The following is an 18,341-nucleotide window of genomic DNA, read 5'->3' on the forward strand; positions in this document are numbered from 1 at the left end:
CCCGAGCCTTAGCGAGGGGCCGGACGCTCGGGGCGAGACCTTTTGGTTCCTTTTGGGGCGTTTGCCAAAAGGGACTCGCCGTAAGGGCGAAACCGCCAGCCGCCGTTACCGCAGGAACGGATATGTACTCGGTCAACAAAAGACAGTTCAGACGGATTGCGACGTTACAGAAGGTTATGTTCGACCCCAGGATCGATCTGCGCCCAATGCGAGGTGTCTTCACGATGAGCCTGCAAATAAGGCAACACAGCCGCAAGCAACGGCGCCTTGAACGCCTCCTGAAAACGATGGGCCAACCCGGGAATCAGCTTCAACTGACTACCATGAATATGCGCCGCCAAATGCACCCCATGCATCACCGGCAACAACGGGTCGGCAGTGCCATGAACCACCAGCGTCGGCACCCGCAACTGATTGAGCAACGCCACCCGACTCGGCTCCGCGAGGATCGCCATGATCTGACGCTTCACGCCCTCAGGATTGAACGCCCGGTCATAGGACAGCGCCGCCTGATGCAACAATGCCTGCCGATCATCGCTCACCGTCGGACTGCCCAGCGCCGCGAGCAAGTCAGCCTGCTGCTCCAGCGCCACTTCACGATTCGGTGCGCCCCGGCGCGACAGCAATTGCACCAGCGCTGCGCTCGGCGCCGGCAAGCCTTCGGCGCCGGAGGTGGTCATGATCAACGTCAGACTCTCGATCCGCTGCGGCGCCATGGCCGCCATATGCTGGGCGATCATCCCCCCCATGCTCGCACCCAGCACATGAAATTGATCGACGTGCAATGCATCCATCAAACCCAGCGCATCGTCGGCCATATCCGTGAGGGAATACGGCGCGGAAACCGGCAAACCGAGTTTGTAGCGCAGCACTTCGAAAGTCAGATTGGCATCGACAGGCGCCTGTCGCCAAGTGGACAGGCCAACATCGCGATTGTCATAACGAATCACCCGAAAGCCCTGCTGACACAGCGCGACCACCACCTCGTCCGGCCAGTGAATCAACTGCCCGCCAAGGCCCATCACCAGCAGCAGTGCCGGATCCGAGGCACGGCCGATGCTCTGGTACGCGAGGCTCACCTGCGCCAGATCGACGTGTTCCGTCGCAACATTGACATCACATCGAGAAGCCGCAAAAGACGGCAGGCCGAACAACAACGCGGCCAGGAAAACCACTGTCGAAAAAAATCGTGCACACATGAAAAAACACCGAAACGCAGAACCCCAGTAGAGCGCGAGTCTGATGAAGTTTGATCAAGCGCGCTGCCACAGTTACGTGACAGTTTGATGAAGAGTGCTGAACGGTCATGTTCGAGACCGCGTTATCGTTCTTCGCGAGCAAGCCCGCTCCCACAGGATTCAGCCGTACACAAAATTTGTGATCGACATCGTACCTGTGGGAGCGGGCTTGCTCGCGATGGCGTCCGGACAGACGCCGCAGATTCAAGCCAACTGACTACGCAACTGCCGCGCCGCCGCCACCATGTTGACAAGAGCCGCTTCAGTTTCCGGCCAAGCCCGGGTCTTCAAACCGCAATCCGGGTTCACCCACAACCGCTGCGCCGGAATCCTCTGCACGGCTTTACTCATCAACTTGACCATCTCCGCCGTGTCCGGCACCCGTGGCGAGTGAATGTCATACACCCCCGGGCCAATGTCGTTCGGGTAGTCGAACGCTTCGAAGGCCTCCAGCAATTCCATGTCCGAACGCGAGGTTTCGATGGTGATCACGTCCGCATCCATCGCCGCGATGGCCTCGATCACATCGTTGAATTCGCTGTAGCACATGTGGGTGTGGATCTGGGTTTCATCGCGCACACCGGACGCACTCAAGCGGAACGCTTCCACCGCCCAGTCCAGGTATTCCTGCCATTGCGCCCGACGCAGCGGCAAACCTTCGCGGAACGCCGCTTCGTCGATCTGCACGATCTTGATGCCAGCGCTTTCCAGGTCCACCACCTCGTCACGCAGGGCCAACGCCAACTGCTGCGCCTGGACTTTGCGCGAGACGTCTTCACGCGGGAACGACCACATCAGCATGGTCACCGGCCCGGTGAGCATGCCTTTCATGACCTTGTCGGTCAGGCTTTGCGCGTAGGTGATCCAGTCGACGGTCATGGCGACAGGACGGCTCAGGTCGCCGTAGATGATCGCCGGTTTCACGCAACGGGAACCGTAGCTCTGCACCCAGCCAAACCGAGTGAACAGGTAGCCGTCCAGTTGCTCGGCGAAGTACTCGACCATGTCGTTGCGCTCGGCTTCACCGTGCACCAGCACATCCAGCCCCAGACGCTCCTGGACTTGCACGGCGTGGCGGATTTCGCTGTGCATGGCGTCGGTGTAATCGTTGGCCGACAGCTTGCCTTGCTTGAACGCCTGACGCGCCAGACGGATCGAACCGGTCTGCGGGAACGAACCGATGGTGGTCGTCGGAAACGCCGGCAGCTTCAGCCGCGCACGCTGTTGCTCGATGCGCTTGGCAAACGGCGATTGGCGCTGGCTGTCGGCTGCACCGATGGCGTTGATGCGGGCTTGCACTTCAGGTTTATGGATACGCGGAGACTCGGCACGGCGGGCCTGAATCGCCCGGCTCTCGGCCAGTGCGGTTTGCACCTTCGGCGATTGCGGATCGTTAAGCGCATCACGCAGCACAGCGATTTCGCCACACTTCTGCACGGCAAACGCCAGCCAGCTTTTCAGTTCCGGATCGAGTTTGTCTTCACGCTCCAGGTCTACCGGGCTGTGCAGCAGCGAGCAGGAACTGCTGACCCACAGGTTGTCGCCAAAGCGTTCCTGGGCAAATTGCAGTTGTGCGAGCACTGGCTCCAGTTCGCAACGCCAGACATTGCGGCCGTTGACCAGACCCACCGAGAGAATCTTGTAGGTCGGCAGACGATCGAGCACGTGGAGCAGTTGGTCGGGGGCGCGCACCGCATCGATGTGCAAACCTTGTACTGGCAAACCGACGGCCAGACCGAGGTTGTCTTGCAGACCACTGAAATAGGTCGCCACCAGCTTTTTCAGCGGCGAATACTGGAGGATGTGGTAAGCGCGTTCGAAGGCGTTTTTCCATTCTTGCGGCAGATCGAGGGTCAGGATCGGCTCGTCGATCTGCACCCACTCCACGCCTTGGGCGGCGAGGCGGCCGAGGATTTCGCCGTAGATCGGCAGCAGGCGTTCCAGCAGGTCGAGTTTGTCGAAGTCGTTGCCTTTGGCCTTGCCCAGCCACAGGTAAGTCAGCGGGCCGATGATCACCGGTTTGACGTTGTGGCCCAGTGCCCTGGCTTCATCGACTTCGTCGAACAGCTGTTCCCAGCTCAGTTTGAACGGCTGGTCAGCAGTGAATTCCGGGACCAGGTAGTGGTAGTTGGTATCGAACCATTTGGTCAATTCCTGTGCATATTGCGCTTTGGTGTGTTCGCCGCCGCAGCAGGCTGCGGTAGCACCACGGGCCATGGCGAATAGCGTGTCCAGCGTCGGCAGGCCGTTGGCGTTTTTGGCACTGTCGAAACGCTCCGGGATCACACCGAAGGTCAGGGAATGGGTCAGCACCTGGTCATACCAGGCGAAGTCGCCGACCGGCAGCAGGTCGATGCCGGCGTCTTTCTGCAATTGCCAGTGGGTGGCACGCAGTTGGCGACCGACGCTTTTCAACGCGTCCTGATCGAGATCGCCCTTCCAGTAGGATTCGAGGGCTTTTTTCAATTCACGGTCAGCGCCGATGCGCGGAAAACCAAGTGTGTGGGCCAGAGCCATGGTGAGTTTCTCCCTGTAAAAGATGGCCCTATTGTCGACAGCCGACCCAACATGAGACAAACTCAACCTTTTCGTGTTGATCACAAGTTTTCCTCATGGAGCCTCCGGTGCTTGAAATCCGCCACTTGAAGACCCTGCACGCCTTGCGCGAAGCCGATAGCCTGGTCGATGCCGCCGACCGTCTGCACCTGACCCAATCGGCGCTGTCCCATCAGTTCAAAGAGCTGGAAGAGCGCATGGGCATGCCGTTGTTCGTGCGCAAGACCAAACCGGTGCGCTTCACCAGCGCCGGTTTGCGCCTGCTGCAACTGGCCGACGCCACCTTGCCGTTGCTGCGCGGTGCCGAGCGCGATATCGCGCGGCTGGCCGGTGGCACCGCAGGCCGTCTGCACATGGCAATCGAGTGTCACAGTTGCTTCCAGTGGCTGATGCCGACCATCGACCAGTTTCGCGATGCCTGGCCGGAAGTGGAACTGGACCTGGCGTCGGGTTTCTCCTTCGCCCCGCTGCCAGCCCTGGCCCGTGGGGATCTGGATCTGGTGGTGACCTCCGATCCGCTGGAAATCGCCGGCATCACGTATGTGCCGCTGTTCACTTATGAAGCGATGCTCGCGGTGGCCAATCAGCACCGTTTGGCGAGCAAGGCGTATATCGTTCCTGAAGATCTGCTTACGGAAACACTGATCACTTACCCGGTGGAGCGTGATCGGCTGGACATCTTCACCCGCTTCCTCGAACCGGCCGACATCGAACCGGCCCAGGTCCGCACCTCGGAGCTGACGGTGATGATGATGCAACTGGTGGCCAGCGGCCGTGGCGTGTGTGGCATGCCGCACTGGGCGCTGCATGAATACAGCTCACGGGGCTATGTGAAGGCCAAGCGGCTGGGTGAGAAAGGCTTGTTTGCGACGTTGTACGCGGGGATTCGCGCGGACATGCTGGATGCGCCGTACATGCGTGATTTTCTGCTGACGGCGAAGGACACATCGTTTTCTACGCTGGATGGGGTCAGCGCAGTCCGTTAAAGCAACACCGACCTGCAGGAGCCGGCTTGCTGGCGATAGCGATAGTCGGTCAACCTTTATGTGGCCGGATTAACCGCCATCGCCAGCAAGCCGGCTCCTAGAGGGTTGTGGTGGGTTCAGATCTCGCGCCACATGTGGATCTTGTCGAAGTAGTCTTCACCAACCCGCAGCGCCATCGGTTCCAGGCCAAACTGGATGAAGCCGCAACGCTGGTAAAGGTTGAACGCCGCTTCGTTGCCCGCGGTGACGGTCAGTTGAACCAGCCTCAGGCCCTTGTGGGTTTGCGCCTCGGCCAACACCGTCTGCACCAGTTGATAACCGATCCCGCGCAAACGGACCTTACCGGACACATACATGCCAAACAGCGTCGCCTTGTGCCGGGCCTTTTCACGGGGTTCGAAGGCAAGGCCGACGATGCCCGCCAATTGCCCCTCCTCAAATGCGCCGAACACCACATCCAGCTTGCTGGTCAGGCGCGATTCCCACCAACTCAGCGGCATCGTCGCGCGTTCGCGCACGTTGGATGTGAACGCCTGAGGGTGCAAGTCATAGGCTTCGAGCATCAACGCCCGATAGTCCAGAGCATGGCTGGCATCAAGCCGCTCAATCCACATGTTCACGCTGCCCTTCGTTGCTCAAGCATCAGCCGCACCGCCAGCGCCGACAGGACAAACCCCATGAAGTAGCGTTGCATCGACAGCCAGGTCGGGTTGTTGACGAACCAGGACGCGATGCTTGCTGCAAACACCGCGATCAACAGATTGACGCAGAAACTGACGCTGATCTGGGTCAAACCGAGAACCACGCTCTGAGTGAACACAGAGCCATGCTCAGGCGTGATGAACTGTGGAAACACTGACAGGTAGAACACGGCGATTTTCGGGTTCAGGGCACTGGTCAGAAACCCCATGGTGATCAGTTTGCGCGACGAATCCGCCGGTAACTGCTGCGCCTCGAACGGCGACCGCGCGCCCGGTTTGACCGCCTGCCAGGCCAGCCATATCAGGTACAGCGCACCGGCCCACTTCAACACTTCATAGGCCATTGGCACCGCCAGGAACACCGCGGTCAACCCCGCCGCTGCGGCGAACAGATGCACGAAGAATCCGGCGACCACACCGAGCAACGAGGTTACCCCGGCCCTGCGGCCCTGGCAGATCGAACGGGAGATCAGGTAGATCATGTTCGGCCCCGGCGTCAGTACCATCAGCAACGCGGCAGCGGCGAAAATCAGCAAGTCTTGAAGCGGAATCATGGGCAGTCCTTGGTCCGTGAATAATCAAGCGATCGCGGTCAGCGAGGCTCGATAAAACGGCAGGATCAGGTCTCGTGTCAATGGCGCCAGGGTGACATCGCCGTCGGTCGCCGGATCGATCCAGCATACTTCTTCGATTTCCGCTGCCGGGGACACGTCTGAATCAATCGTCAGCTGAAAGAGTTCGGCCTGTACGATAAATCCTGGCTCATTGGCGGCCGGTGCCGAGAATTGCCCCAGATAGATCGCATGTGCCGGATCGATGACCAGTCCCAGCTCTTCGTCCAGCTCACGGGCCAGCGCGCAGGCCGGTTGTTCGTGGGCCTCGATCTTGCCACCCGGTTGCATGAAGGCCTCGGTGCCGCGCTTGCGAACCAGCAGGGTACGACCGTCGGGACCGATCAACAGGGCGGCGGCGATGCGGATGATGCGGGGTGAGGCGGGAGATGAAGAGGTCATGAACAAAGATTGGCCTTGGCTGAAAAGGCGCAAGGATCACATGAGTATCAGCGCGTCGTCACGCCGAAAAACTTCTGGCAGAGCAGTGCTCACCTCTTGTAGGAGCGAGCTTGCTCGCGATAATCGTCAACGATAACGCTGTAGGCCTGGCAGCTCGCAGCGTTCTCTGGCTTTTCGCGAGCAAGCTTGCTCCGACAGGGGATCAGTGCAGCGCCGGGGATGCCTGACCTGCCTCCAGGAGAGCGACCTCCACCTCTTCCGGCACCTTCACAAAAATGCTGTATTTCGCCCCCTCCATGGCTTCGAATGCGATCAGCTTATCCACCAGCGGTCCGTTCAACACCTTGCCGGCATTGAGCAGCAGCATGCCGTTGTCGGCATTGAGGTTGCGCGCCAGGATCATCCCCGGTGCCAATTCCCGGGTGGTCATGACCTTGACCGCCGGATCGGCCAACGACACATCGCTCAGGTAGGCGGCACACACCTGAATAAAGTCCTCCACCATCCCGGGGTCGTAGAGTTTTCCGGCATAGCTGCGGATATACACCAGCGCCTCATCACTGTTCATCTGCCGTTCCAGGATCAACCCGCGCTGCAACTCGATGAAATCCACCGCCAGTTTCAGCAACCGCGAACCGACGGGAATCGCCTCACCCTTGAGCCGGTCGGGGAAACCGGTGCCGTCCCAACGCTCCTGATGGTGAAGAATCAGACGGGCGGCATCCTTCATCGGGTCGAGCGTCATCAACAGCGATTCGCTCTGCTTCGGGTAATTGCGATAACGCTCACGATCATTGTGATGCAACAGGTCCGCGGGGGCGGTCATCATGCTGTCGGTCCAGCTAAGCTTGCCGATGTTGTAGAGCGCCGCCGCCATGGTCAGGTCGCGACTGGTGCCTTCGTCCAGACCATGGAGCTTGCAGTACACCCGCACCAACTCGATGATCTGGCGGTTGGTCTGTTTGGCTGGCGGCATGCGCAGGTTGGCCAGCAGCGAGAACATCTCGGTGCCGGTGACGTAGCTGCGTTTGAGCTCTTCGTAGGCCAGGTCGAGCATGTCGGCGGTCTGTTGCAGTTCAGCGGTGCGGGAGGCGACACGCTTGTCCAGGGTGATGTTGAGCAGCTTCAATTGCTGGTTCTGATCCCACGTTTCCTGGACGAGACGCAACCGTTCACGCTCGGAATGCTGATACGCGAGTGATTGTCGCAAAATCAGCAGCATTTCCTCATCGTGCCAGGGCTTGCTGATGTAACGGTGGATCTGCCCGTCATTGATGGCTTTGATGATGGCTGACGGATCGGCATAACCGGTCAGCATGATCCGGACGGTATCGGGATAAAGCTTGTGGATGTGAGCCAGCAGCGTGGCCCCGTCCATATTGGGCATCCGTGCATCGCTCATCACCAGATCTATGGGTTGTTGCGCCATGATTTCCAGGGCCTGGGCGCCGCTGGTGGCCAGCAGCACCTCGTACGGCTGGCCGCGTAACAGGCGACGCAGGCTGTTGAGGATGGATTCCTCATCATCGACCAGCAGCACCTTGGGTTTATCGGTGGACGTTGTGGGGAGTTGCTCTTCCATGGCATTACCTCAGGCTAAAACGGTACAGCATCATGTCGGGAACCGGGCAAACATCCCCTATTGCCGGATCCTGACCTACAGGCTAGATGATTTTCGCCCCGTCACCGCAATGATTCGTTTCAGTCAGTTGCGCGAAGTCGCTTCCGGGCGACTATGCTCAGTTCACTCGGATCCATAATCTGTACGTTCGGCCAGGTGGTCAGGGAAAAGGATGACCCTTATGAACACTGTGCATCTAACTGCTGCCGGTCCAGGGAAATGGCGATGAATACGCTGCTGGCGCGGACCAACCGGCGGATTCTCATCGTCGACGACACGGCTTCGATCCATGAGGACTTTATCAAGATCCTCAGCCCGCCCTCATCCGATGACGACAGCCTGACCAGTGCTGAACAAGCCCTGTTCGGCACGACAGTGACGGCCACACTTCAGTGTTTCGTACTCGATTCGGCATTCCAGGGCCTCGAAGCGCTGGACAAGGTCGAAACGGCCCTGGCCAACGACATGCCCTACGCGATGGCGTTCATCGACATGCGCATGCCACCGGGCTGGGATGGCCTGGAAACCATCGAACGCCTGTGGCAAGTCGACCCCAAGCTGCAAGTGGCGTTGTGCACGGCCTACTCCGACTACTCCTGGGAAGACATCGACGAACGCCTGGAGCTGGGCGACCGCCTGCTGATTCTCAAGAAGCCGTTCGATGCCATCGAAATTCGCCAGATGGCCAGCGCGCTGACCGCCAAGTGGCAGATGACCGAAGATGCGGCGCTGAAGATGTCGCTGCTCGAGCAAGCGGTCGAGGAGCGCACCCGGGAACTGTCCGATGCCAACATCATTGTGCAGAACAGCCCGACCATCCTGTATCGACTGCGGGGCGAGCCATCGTTTCCGTTGATGTACATCTCGCACAACATCACCAAATACGGTCATGTCGCGGCGAAACTGGTGGCCTCGGCCAATTGGGCCAAGGAGTTGATCCATCCCGAGGATCAATCGAAAGTCGACGCGGCCATGGCCCGGGTGCTGGACCGCCATGCCGCAGGCGCCTCCATCGAATTCCGGATGCGCACCGGCAACGGTGACTGGCGCTGGGTGGAAAACCGCTACATCCCGGTACGCGACGACGAAGGCCGCCTGCAGGAAGTCGAAGGCATCATCATCGACGTCACCGAACGCAAGGTGGCCGAGGAAAAAATCTTCCTGCTGGCACGCACCGACGGACTGACCGGGCTGGTCAACCGCGCCACGCTGATCGAGCGGCTGCACCAGGCCTTCGCCGCCGCACGTCGCGGCGCAACAGCATTCGCCATGTTTTATCTCGACCTGGACCACTTCAAACGTATCAACGACACCCTCGGTCACCCGGTGGGCGACTTGTTGCTGCAAGAAGTCGCCCGGCGCATCAAGGCCTGCGTGCGGGAAAACGATGTGGTCGCCCGTCTCGGCGGCGACGAGTTCGCGATCCTGCAACTGGACGTCAGCGACCCGACCCACTCTGCCGCCCTCGCCACCAAGGTCCGCGATGCACTTGTGCTGCCCTACTCCCTGGCCGGCAACGATGTACGGGTATCGGTCAGCATCGGCATCAGCAGCTACAGCCCGACCATCACCAGCGCCGACGGCATGTTGACCCAGGCTGACATGGCGCTCTATCGCTCCAAGGAAAAGGGCCGCAACCAGTACCACTTCCACTCCGAGGAGATCAATCAGGAAGTGGTCGAACGCATGACCATCGCCAGCGAGTTGAGAGAGGCCATCGAGCACAATGAACTCGAACTGCGTTACTGGCCGGAAGTGGACCTGACCAGCGGCCAGATCCTCGGGATGGAAGCGCAGGTCACCTGGAATCACCGCGATCGTGGTTTGCTGGAAGCGCCGGCGTTTCTGCCTGCCGCCGAAAAGACCGGCACGATCATCGCACTCGGTCATTGGGTGCTGGATCGAGCCTGCCGGCAGATGCGCCAGTGGCGTGATGAGGGTGTCGCGCCACCGGTGATTGCGATCAAGCTGTCCCTGGCCCAGCTCAAGAGTGGTCCCGAACTGATCTATGACGTGCTGCGCACCACCGCGCGCTGGGAGCTCTGCGCCGGGGACCTGCGGTTCGACGTCACCGAAGCGACACTGGCCCAGACCAAATGGACCCACAACGACGTGTTGCCACGCTTGCGTGATCTGGGTGTGAAAATCGCCATCGACGACTTCGGCACCGAGTATTCCTCGTTCGATTACCTCAAGACCTATCAGGTCAATCACCTGAAACTCGCCCAGGCCTTCATCGACACAGCCGCTCACGATCCGTCCAGCGCCAACACCTTGCGCGCCATCATCAACTTCGCTCGGGACGTAGGGATCGGCATCATTGCCGAAGGTGTCGAAACCCAGGAACAGCGCAGTTCATTGATGGCCACCGGGTCACCGATGAACGCCCAGGGTTATTACTTCAGCAAGGCCGTCAGCAGCCAGCAGGCCGCCGAGCTGCTCAAAGCCGGGAGAATCATGCCATCCACGGAGGACAAGGGATGAAAGCGCCTTTCGTGCGGACCAACCGGCGCATCCTGATCGTCGACGACACGCTTTCGATTCATGAGGATTTCCGCAAGATCCTCGGCCCCGAAACCGAAGACGAACAGAGCCTGGCGGGCACTGAAGCAGCACTGTTCGGCACGCCGCAGAATGATCGGCAGACGTTCCAGCTCGACTCGGCCTTTCAGGGTCAGGAAGCCCTTGAGCTGGTCAAGCGTGCATTGGACGAAGGTCATCCTTACGCCCTTGTGTTTACTGACATGCGCATGCCTCCGGGCTGGGACGGGCTGGAGACCATTGAACAACTGTGGAAGGCCGATCCACACCTGCAAATCGCGTTGTGCACGGCGTATTCGGATTACACCTGGGAAGCCATGGCCGAACGGCTGGAGTTTGGCGACCAGATGCTGGTGCTGAAAAAACCTTTCGACAGCCTGGAAATCCGCCAGATGGCCAGCGCCCTGACCTGGAAATGGCAGATGGCCCAGGACGCGGCGATGAAGGTGCTGAGCCTGGAGCAAACCATCGAAGCGCGGGTTCACGAATTGCTCAAGGTGTCTCACCTGTTGCAGTACGACGTATTGACCGAGTTGCCCAACAGCACGTTGCTGGGTGACCGGCTGAACCAGTCACTGGCGTTGTCCCGACGCCATGACAAGCAACTGGCGGTGATGTTTCTGGGGCTCGATCGCTTCAAGCGCATCAACAATGCGCTCGGCCATCCGGCCGGTGACGAAATGTTGAAACAGGTCAGCCGCAACCTGGTGGCTACCGTGCGCGAGTCCGATTCGGTGTTTCGCTACGGCTCCGACGAATTCGTGGTGATCCTCGCCGATATCCGCCATCCACAGCAGACAAAGGGCATCGCCGACAAACTCTTGAACGCTATTCGCGCGCCCCTGCACATCGCCGGACATGACCTGAGCGTGACCGCGAGCCTGGGCATCAGCATTTATCCCGATGACGGTTTCGACGCCATCGAGCTGATCAAGAAAGCCGAAACCGCGATGCGCAACATCAAGGAAAGCGGACCGAACGATTTCAGTTTTTTCATCGACGAAATGAACCAGCGCGCGCGCGATCACCAAAGCATCGAGACCGGCATTCGCCTGGCGCTGGAGCGCAATGAGTTTGTCCTGCACTACCAACCCAAACTGGATCTGGGCAACGGCCAGGTGGTCGGTGCCGAGGCCTTGATCCGCTGGCAAAAGCCGGGGCACGGCCTGGTCTATCCATCGGCGTTCATCGGGGTCGCCGAGGACAGCGGTCTGATCGTCCCGCTGAGCAAATGGGTGTTGGCCGAGGCCTGCCGACAAGCCTGTGCCTGGCAGGCCCTCGGGCTGCCAAAAATCTGCATGTCGGTGAACATGTCAGCCATCGATTTCCGTCAGCGTGACTTTGTCGATGGCATCGAACAGATCCTCGAACAGACAGGCCTGGAGCCGTCCTTGCTGGAGCTGGAAATCACCGAAGGCGTGTTGATGCAAAACATCGAGACCACCGTCAATTCCCTGAACCGGCTCAAGGCGATGGGTGTGCGTCTGGCCATCGATGACTTTGGCACCGGCTACTCCAGCCTGAGTTACTTGCAGCGCTTTCCGATCGACGTACTGAAAATCGACCAGTCGTTCATTCGCGGTTTGAGCAAGGACAGCAGCGACGCCGCCCTGGTCAGCGCCATCATCAGCCTGGGGCGCAGCCTCAAGCTGACCATCATCGCCGAAGGCGTTGAAACCCTCGAACAACTGAATTTCCTCAGGGCCCATCAATGCGAGGAAGGCCAGGGTTACTACTTCAGCAAAGCCGTGGAACCGGACAGCTTCGTCCAGTACCTGTGGTCCGTGAAACCGGCTCCATTTACCGCCACGTGAACGATGCGTAACGACACATGGGCTTTCAGCCAAGGAATTATCAGATGTCGCCATCCATTCACCACCTGCTCCTGGTGCCGCTGTTCGGATTTTGTCTGAGCGCGAGCGCCGCGCCTCTGGATGAACCGCTCAAACCGCTGCCCCCGGTGCCACAGCAAAACCCGCTGCGGGTCGAACTCGGTCGCCAGTTGTTCAATGAGCCGCGCCTGTCGGTCAACAACACGCTGTCCTGCGCCAGTTGCCATCATCTGGACAAAGGGGGTGCCGATACCCAGGCGTTTTCCATCGGTTTCAACGGAGTGCCAGTAACGATCAACACCCCCAGCGTGTTCAACGCCACCCTGAATTTCAGGCAGTTCTGGAACGGCCGCGCCGACACTCTGGAAACCCAGGTCCATGCCGTGGTGCAGAGCCCCAGCGAAATGGGCAGCAACTGGGAACATGTGGTGCAAGTGCTGTCCGCCGACCCGGCGTACCACAGCGCATTTGGCAAGGCCTACCCGGACGGCGTGACCATGAACAATGTGCAGAATGCCCTGGCCACTTACGAACGTACGCTGCTCAGTAGCAACTCGCGGTTTGATCAATACCTGCTGGGCGACACCGACATCCTCACGCTCGAGGAAAAGTACGGTTACCAGCGTTTCAAGGACTACGGCTGCATCGCCTGCCACCAGGGCGTGAACATCGGCGGCAACATGTTCCAGAAGTTCGGTGTCATGGGCGATTACTTCAAGGTTCGCGGCAACCCGACGGACACCGACCTGGGTCGCTATCTGGTGACCAAGGATGAAGAGGACCGCAACGTGTTCAAGGTACCGAGCCTGCGCAATGTCGCGGTGACCGCGCCGTATTTTCACGACGGTTCGGCCAAGACCCTCGAAGAGGCCGTGGACGTGATGTTCAGGTTCCAGCTCGGGCGCGTTCCTTCCATCGAGGACAAAACCCTGATCATCCAGTTTCTCAAGACGTTGACGGGTGAATGGGGAGGCAAGCCTTTATGAAAATGTCTAACCGTCGCAACCTGGCATTGCTGGGCATCGTCGCCGTGATGCTGGCCTCGACGCTGGCGTTCCTGTACCTCAAATCGAACTCGAACGAGACGTCGACCTACGCTGAATCCCGTGACCTGATCGGTCGGATCAAACAGCTGAACGCGCAATGGGAAACCGAGATCCTCAAGGCCAGGATCGCCACCAACCACAACTACGATCCGCTGGTCACGCCGCTGACCGGGATGGCAGAACTCTGGGAGCGGTTCGACACCTTGGAGTCGAACCACGGTCGCAACGACTCGCCGATCTGGCGCGCCAGCCATGATGCATACCTGACCGCCATCCAGGAAAAGACCCGGCTGGTAGAGCAGTTCAAATCCCACAACGCGGTGCTGCGCAACTCGCTGGCGTTCCTGCCCACTGCCGAGGATGACATTCATGAGCAACTGGCCCGGCTGGTCGATGGCGACAAACTGCAACTGCAGAATATCGCCACCGACACTTACGATCTGCTGCTCAGCAGCCTGGAATTCGCCCAGGTCACTTCCGACGACAGGGCCGCCGACATTCTGGTCGGACTGAACAAGCTCGGGGTGAACAAGTTGCGCCTGCCTGAACAGTTTCACAGCCCGATCGATATTCTGAGCAACCACATTTCGCTGATTCTGCGCGAACAACCGGTGGTCAACCGCTTGCTGGAAAACATCGAAGCAGTTCCCGTCGCCGAACGTCTGGACGAGATCACCAGCCTGTTGAATACGGACCAGCAACAGACTGATGCCATCGAGCAGCGCTATCACTTTTACATGCTGGTGTTCTCTGTGCTGCTGGTCTTGCTGCTGGTGTACCTGGCGATTCACCTGATGCGCAGTTTCACCACCATCAGTCGCGTCAACAAGGCCTTGAAAACCGCCAATGACGAACTGGAACTGCGAGTGGAAGAACGCACCCGCGAACTCAAGGACACCCAGAGCGAACTGCTCGACACCGCACGCCAGGCCGGCATGGCCGAGATCGCCACTAATGTGCTGCACAACGTCGGCAATGTGCTGAACAGCGTCAACATCTCGGCCGATCTGGTCAGCCGAAAACTGCGTGCCAGCAAGGCCCAGGGGTTGGGCAAGGCAATGCAACTGATCAACGAACACCCCGGCGACCTTGGCACCTTCCTCACCCAGGACGACAAAGGCAAATTGCTGCCTGGCTACCTCAATCAACTGGTGGAGGCCATCGCCCTCGAACAACAAAGCATGACCGACGAACTCGCGCAATTGAGCAAAAGTGTCGACCACATCAAGGACATCGTCGCCACCCAGCAATCCTACGCGGGCGCCAACAGCCTGATGGAGCCGCTGCACATCAGCGAATTGCTCGAGGACGCCCTGCGCATGAACGCCGGCGCGCTGACCCGCCATCACGTCACGGTGGTCAAGGAGTACGGTGAGGTGCCGCAGGTCATGGGCGACAAACACCGCTTGCTGCTGATCCTGATCAACCTGATCAGCAACGCCAAATACGCCATGTCCGACCTCAGCAATCGTCCGCGGCAAATGACCCTCGGGGTCAAAATCGTCGACAACGAGACGCTGCAAGTTAGCGTCAAGGATGACGGTGAAGGCATCGCTGCGGAAAACATGACGCGCATCTTTGCCCACGGTTTTACCACCCGCAAGGAAGGTCACGGCTTCGGCCTGCACAGCTGTGCCCTGGCCGCCATCGAAATGAACGGCCACCTCACCGCCCACAGCGACGGGCCGGGCAAGGGCGCGCAATTCACCCTGCAGATCCCGCTGAAACCTGTCACGGAGGTAGCATGAGCGAACAGTCGAACCGGCGCATTCTGCTGATCGACGACACACCGTCCATTCATGTGGATTTCCGCAAGATCCTCACGCCGACGCCGGTGCCGACTGTCGAGCTGGACGCAATGGAAGCGGCGCTGTTTGGCAGTGAAGTGAAATCCACCCGCCTCCCGTTCGAGCTGGATTCGGCGTATGGCGGGCAAGAGGGCCTGGGCAAACTTAACGATGCCTTGAAGGAAAGCCGCCCCTATGCGCTGGCCTTCGTCGACATGCGCATGCCGGAGGGCTGGGACGGTGCAAAGACGATTGAGCATTTGTGGCAGGAAGACCCGCGTCTGCAAGTGGTGGTGTGCACCGCGTATTCCGACTATTCGTGGGATGAACTGCTGGACCGGTTGCAGGCCCATGACCGGCTGCTGATTCTGAAAAAACCGTTCGACAACATTGAAGTCCAGCAGATGGCCAACACCCTGCTGACCAAATGGGACATGACCGAAAGGGCCTTTGTGCAGATGAGCCATCTGGAGCATCTGGTGGACCAGCGCACGACCCAATTCAAACAGGCCAGCGAGGCGTTGCAACGGGAAATCGACGAGCGCAAACAGCTTGAATCGCAACTGGTGCAGTCGGAAAAACTCGCTTCACTGGGGCAACTGGCGGCCGGTGTCGCCCATGAAATCAATAACCCCATCGGCTTCATTTCCTCCAACCTCGGCGCCCTTGATGGCTATTTCAAACAGCTGCAGGAAATGCTCGACGCCTATCGAGATGCAGAAGAGGCCATTGGTTCCAGCGAGCTGGTCGAGCGCCTGCATGAACTGCGTGACCGGATCGAGCTTGAATTCCTGCGCGACGACATACCGCTGCTGATCAAGGAATCCAAGGACGGCATCAGCCGCGTCGGGCAGATCGTCAAGGACCTGAAGGACTTCTCGCGGGTGGACTCCAACCAGGAGTGGCAGTGGGCGAACCTGCAGCACGGCATCGAATCGACGCTGAACATCGTGGCCAATGAACTGAAGTACAAGGCCGATGTGGTGAAGGACTATCAGGTCTTGCCCGATATCGAATGCCTGCCTTCGCAGATCAACCAGGTGATCATGAACCTGATCGTCAACGCGTCGCAGGCCATCGGCGCGGAACGTGGGACCCTCACCCTGCGCACCGGGGCGGAAGGGGGAACCGTATGGATCGAAGTCGCCGACACCGGCGCCGGCATCCCGCCGGAAAGCCTGCAGAAAATCTTCGACCCGTTCTTCACTACCAAACCGGTGGGCCAGGGGACAGGGCTGGGCCTGTCCCTGTCCTATGGCATCGTGAAGAAACATAGGGGGGATATTTCGGTGGTGAGTGAAGTTGGCGTCGGCAGCACTTTTCGGGTCGAACTGCCGATCCACCAATCAAAACCCGCAGCCTGAACACCCACCGAGCCCCTGCAGAAGCCGGCTTGCTGGCGATGGCGGCCTCAAGACTTTCATTGTTTTTGAGATTGCCATCGCCAGCAAGCCGGCTCCTGCAAAGGTGTTCCGCGTGCGTTATGTGGCTTCCTGGAAATCCATCTCCGGGGGCTGACGACGGAATCCGCCGGTCAGCACCGCCAGGTACACCACGCCAATCGCCAGCCAGCTCAGGCCCAGGTAAATCGCCAGGTGATCGAGGCTGACCATCAGCCATAAATCCGCCGCCAGGCCAATGAACGGGAAAATCAGGAACAGCACCCACTCACGCAGCCCCTTTTTCTCGCCGCCAATCCAGTAATGAAAGATCACCGACAGGTTCACCAGACTGAACGCCAGGAACGCGCCGAAGTTGATGAACGAGGTCGAGGTGGTGACGTCCAGTTTCAGCGCCAGCAACGCCACCACTGCGCACAGCAGGATGCTGTTGATTGGCGTCCCGAAACGCTCATGCAACGTACCGAAGAAGGATTTCGGCAGCACACCGTCGCGGCCCATGGCATACAGCAGCCGCGAGCCACTGGCCTGTGCCGACAGACCCGAAGCGAATTGACCGACGATCAGGCCGATCAGGAAGATCGACACGAACAGGTCGCCACCGATGTTGCGGGCAATTTCATAGGCCGCCGAGTCGACACTGTCGAACTGGAAAGACGGATGCGCAATCTGCACGAAGTACGACACGCCGACGAAGATCAGCCCGCCGATCAGGGTAATCAGCATGATCGCCCGCGGGATGGTGCGGCGCGGGTCGCGGGTTTCTTCGGTCAGGGTGCTGACCGCGTCGAAACCGAGAAACGAGTAACAGGCGATGGCCGCACCGCTCATGATCAGTGGCATCTGCATGTCACCGTTGAAGAACGGTTTGACTGACCATAACGGCGTGCTCGCATCGCCGCCGACGTAATGCACGCACAGCGCGACGAAGGCAATCAGCACCAGGAACTGCACCAGCATCAGCAAGGCGTTGATGCCGTTGGCCAGTTTCAGGCCAACGATGTTGATCGCGCTGGTGATGCCGATGAACGCCAGCACCCAGACCCACTGCGGCACCGCCGGGAACGCGGAGTTGAGGTACGCCGCGCCGATCAGCCAGATCGCCATCGGCAGGAACAGGTAATCGAGCAGCACTGCCCAACCGGCGATGAAACCGAGTTTCGGGCTGATCGCCTTGCGCACATAGCTGTAAGCCGAGCCGGCCACGGGAAATGCCGAAGCCATTCGGCCGTAACTCATGGCGGTGAAGAACATCGCCACCAGCGCCGCGAGGTACGCGGCCGGCACCATGCCGGCGGTGGATTGAGCGAGGATGCCGAACGTGCCGAGCACAATGATCGGCGTCATGTAGGCGATGCCGAACAGCACCACCGACCCTAATGAGAGGGTGCGTTGCAAACGAGCCATGAGCGACTACTCCGAATTTTATTGGATTTATGGCAGAGCCGAGTTCGGCGCAAATTACAGGTGTTGCGTTTGTTGTTCTGGGTGAATCGTCAAACAGGTGTGTCGCCCGGTCTGACGCCTTCGCGAGCAAGCCCGCTCCCACATTTGATCTCGGGCGTTCAAAAAACCAATGTGGGAGCGGGCTTGCTCGCGAAGGCGCCAGACCGGGCGACA

13 protein-coding genes and 1 pseudogene are annotated in these 18,341 nt (G+C 59.5%); 7 read left to right on the forward strand and 7 right to left on the reverse strand.

Annotation, left to right across the window (positions count from 1 at the left end; all coding sequences use genetic code 11):
• Window positions 1–164: 164 nt before the first annotated feature.
• Window positions 165–1,199: an alpha/beta fold hydrolase gene (locus PMI01S_RS26280; RefSeq protein ID WP_084323015.1), complete on the reverse strand. Its 1,035-nt coding sequence runs from the start codon at window positions 1,197–1,199 to the stop codon at window positions 165–167.
• A 243-nt stretch (window positions 1,200–1,442) separates the two neighbouring features.
• The gene (gene metE / locus PMI01S_RS26285; protein WP_084323016.1) at window positions 1,443–3,755 is read right to left on the reverse strand and encodes a 5-methyltetrahydropteroyltriglutamate--homocysteine S-methyltransferase; all 2,313 of its coding nucleotides are present in this window, start codon (window positions 3,753–3,755) and stop codon (window positions 1,443–1,445) included.
• A gap of 107 nt (window positions 3,756–3,862) precedes the next feature.
• Here metE and metR point away from each other — a divergent pair, with 107 nt between their 5' ends.
• Window positions 3,863–4,780: a transcriptional regulator MetR gene (gene metR, locus PMI01S_RS26290; RefSeq protein ID WP_084323017.1), complete on the forward strand. Its 918-nt coding sequence runs from the start codon at window positions 3,863–3,865 to the stop codon at window positions 4,778–4,780.
• A gap of 116 nt (window positions 4,781–4,896) precedes the next feature.
• Here metR and PMI01S_RS26295 read toward each other — a convergent pair whose 3' ends face one another.
• From PMI01S_RS26295 to nosR, 4 genes are all read right to left on the reverse strand, one after another.
• Complete coding sequence (locus PMI01S_RS26295; RefSeq protein ID WP_084323018.1) at window positions 4,897–5,394, reverse strand: GNAT family N-acetyltransferase; 498 nt, start codon at window positions 5,392–5,394, stop codon at window positions 4,897–4,899.
• A gap of 2 nt (window positions 5,395–5,396) precedes the next feature.
• Window positions 5,397–6,035, reverse strand: a complete 639-nt coding sequence (locus tag PMI01S_RS26300) for a LysE family translocator (protein ID WP_084323019.1) — start codon at window positions 6,033–6,035, stop codon at window positions 5,397–5,399.
• 24 nt (window positions 6,036–6,059) lie between these two features.
• Complete coding sequence (locus PMI01S_RS26305; RefSeq protein WP_084323020.1) at window positions 6,060–6,494, reverse strand: NUDIX hydrolase; 435 nt, start codon at window positions 6,492–6,494, stop codon at window positions 6,060–6,062.
• Between the two features lie 202 nt (window positions 6,495–6,696).
• The gene (gene nosR / locus PMI01S_RS26310; RefSeq protein WP_084323021.1) at window positions 6,697–8,076 is read right to left on the reverse strand and encodes a response regulator c-di-GMP phosphodiesterase, NosR family; all 1,380 of its coding nucleotides are present in this window, start codon (window positions 8,074–8,076) and stop codon (window positions 6,697–6,699) included.
• Window positions 8,077–8,334: 258 nt separating this feature from the next.
• On the opposite strand from nosR, the gene PMI01S_RS26315 reads away from it, so the two are divergent.
• From PMI01S_RS26315 to PMI01S_RS32550, 6 genes and pseudogenes are all read left to right on the forward strand, one after another.
• Window positions 8,335–10,599 (forward strand): putative bifunctional diguanylate cyclase/phosphodiesterase, encoded by a 2,265-nt coding sequence (locus tag PMI01S_RS26315; RefSeq protein WP_084323022.1) that lies wholly within the window; start codon window positions 8,335–8,337, stop codon window positions 10,597–10,599.
• A complete protein-coding gene (locus PMI01S_RS26320; protein ID WP_084323023.1) occupies window positions 10,596–12,470 on the forward strand; it encodes a putative bifunctional diguanylate cyclase/phosphodiesterase in 1,875 nt (624 codons plus the stop codon). The genes PMI01S_RS26315 and PMI01S_RS26320 overlap by 4 nt, the downstream gene beginning before the upstream one ends.
• Before the next feature lie 44 nt (window positions 12,471–12,514).
• Window positions 12,515–13,474, forward strand: coding sequence for a cytochrome-c peroxidase (locus PMI01S_RS26325; RefSeq protein ID WP_084323024.1), 960 nt, complete (start codon window positions 12,515–12,517; stop codon window positions 13,472–13,474).
• Entirely contained in the window at window positions 13,471–15,282 is a 1,812-nt protein-coding gene (locus PMI01S_RS26330; protein WP_084323025.1) for a DAHL domain-containing sensor histidine kinase, read from the forward strand. Before PMI01S_RS26325 ends, PMI01S_RS26330 begins: the two co-directional genes overlap by 4 nt.
• A 590-nt stretch (window positions 15,283–15,872) precedes the next feature.
• Window positions 15,873–15,959 (forward strand): annotated as a pseudogene (locus PMI01S_RS32545) (hypothetical protein); the annotation flags it as partial.
• A 57-nt stretch (window positions 15,960–16,016) separates the two neighbouring features.
• Entirely contained in the window at window positions 16,017–16,685 is a 669-nt protein-coding gene (locus tag PMI01S_RS32550; RefSeq protein ID WP_371850940.1) for an ATP-binding protein, read from the forward strand.
• A gap of 117 nt (window positions 16,686–16,802) precedes the next feature.
• On the opposite strand, the gene PMI01S_RS26340 is transcribed toward PMI01S_RS32550, so the two are convergent.
• A complete protein-coding gene (locus PMI01S_RS26340) occupies window positions 16,803–18,128 on the reverse strand; it encodes an APC family permease (protein WP_084323027.1) in 1,326 nt (441 codons plus the stop codon).
• Window positions 18,129–18,341 lie beyond the last annotated feature (213 nt).

Source organism: Pseudomonas migulae NBRC 103157, from assembly GCF_002091715.1.
GTDB lineage: Bacteria > Pseudomonadota > Gammaproteobacteria > Pseudomonadales > Pseudomonadaceae > Aquipseudomonas > Aquipseudomonas migulae_A.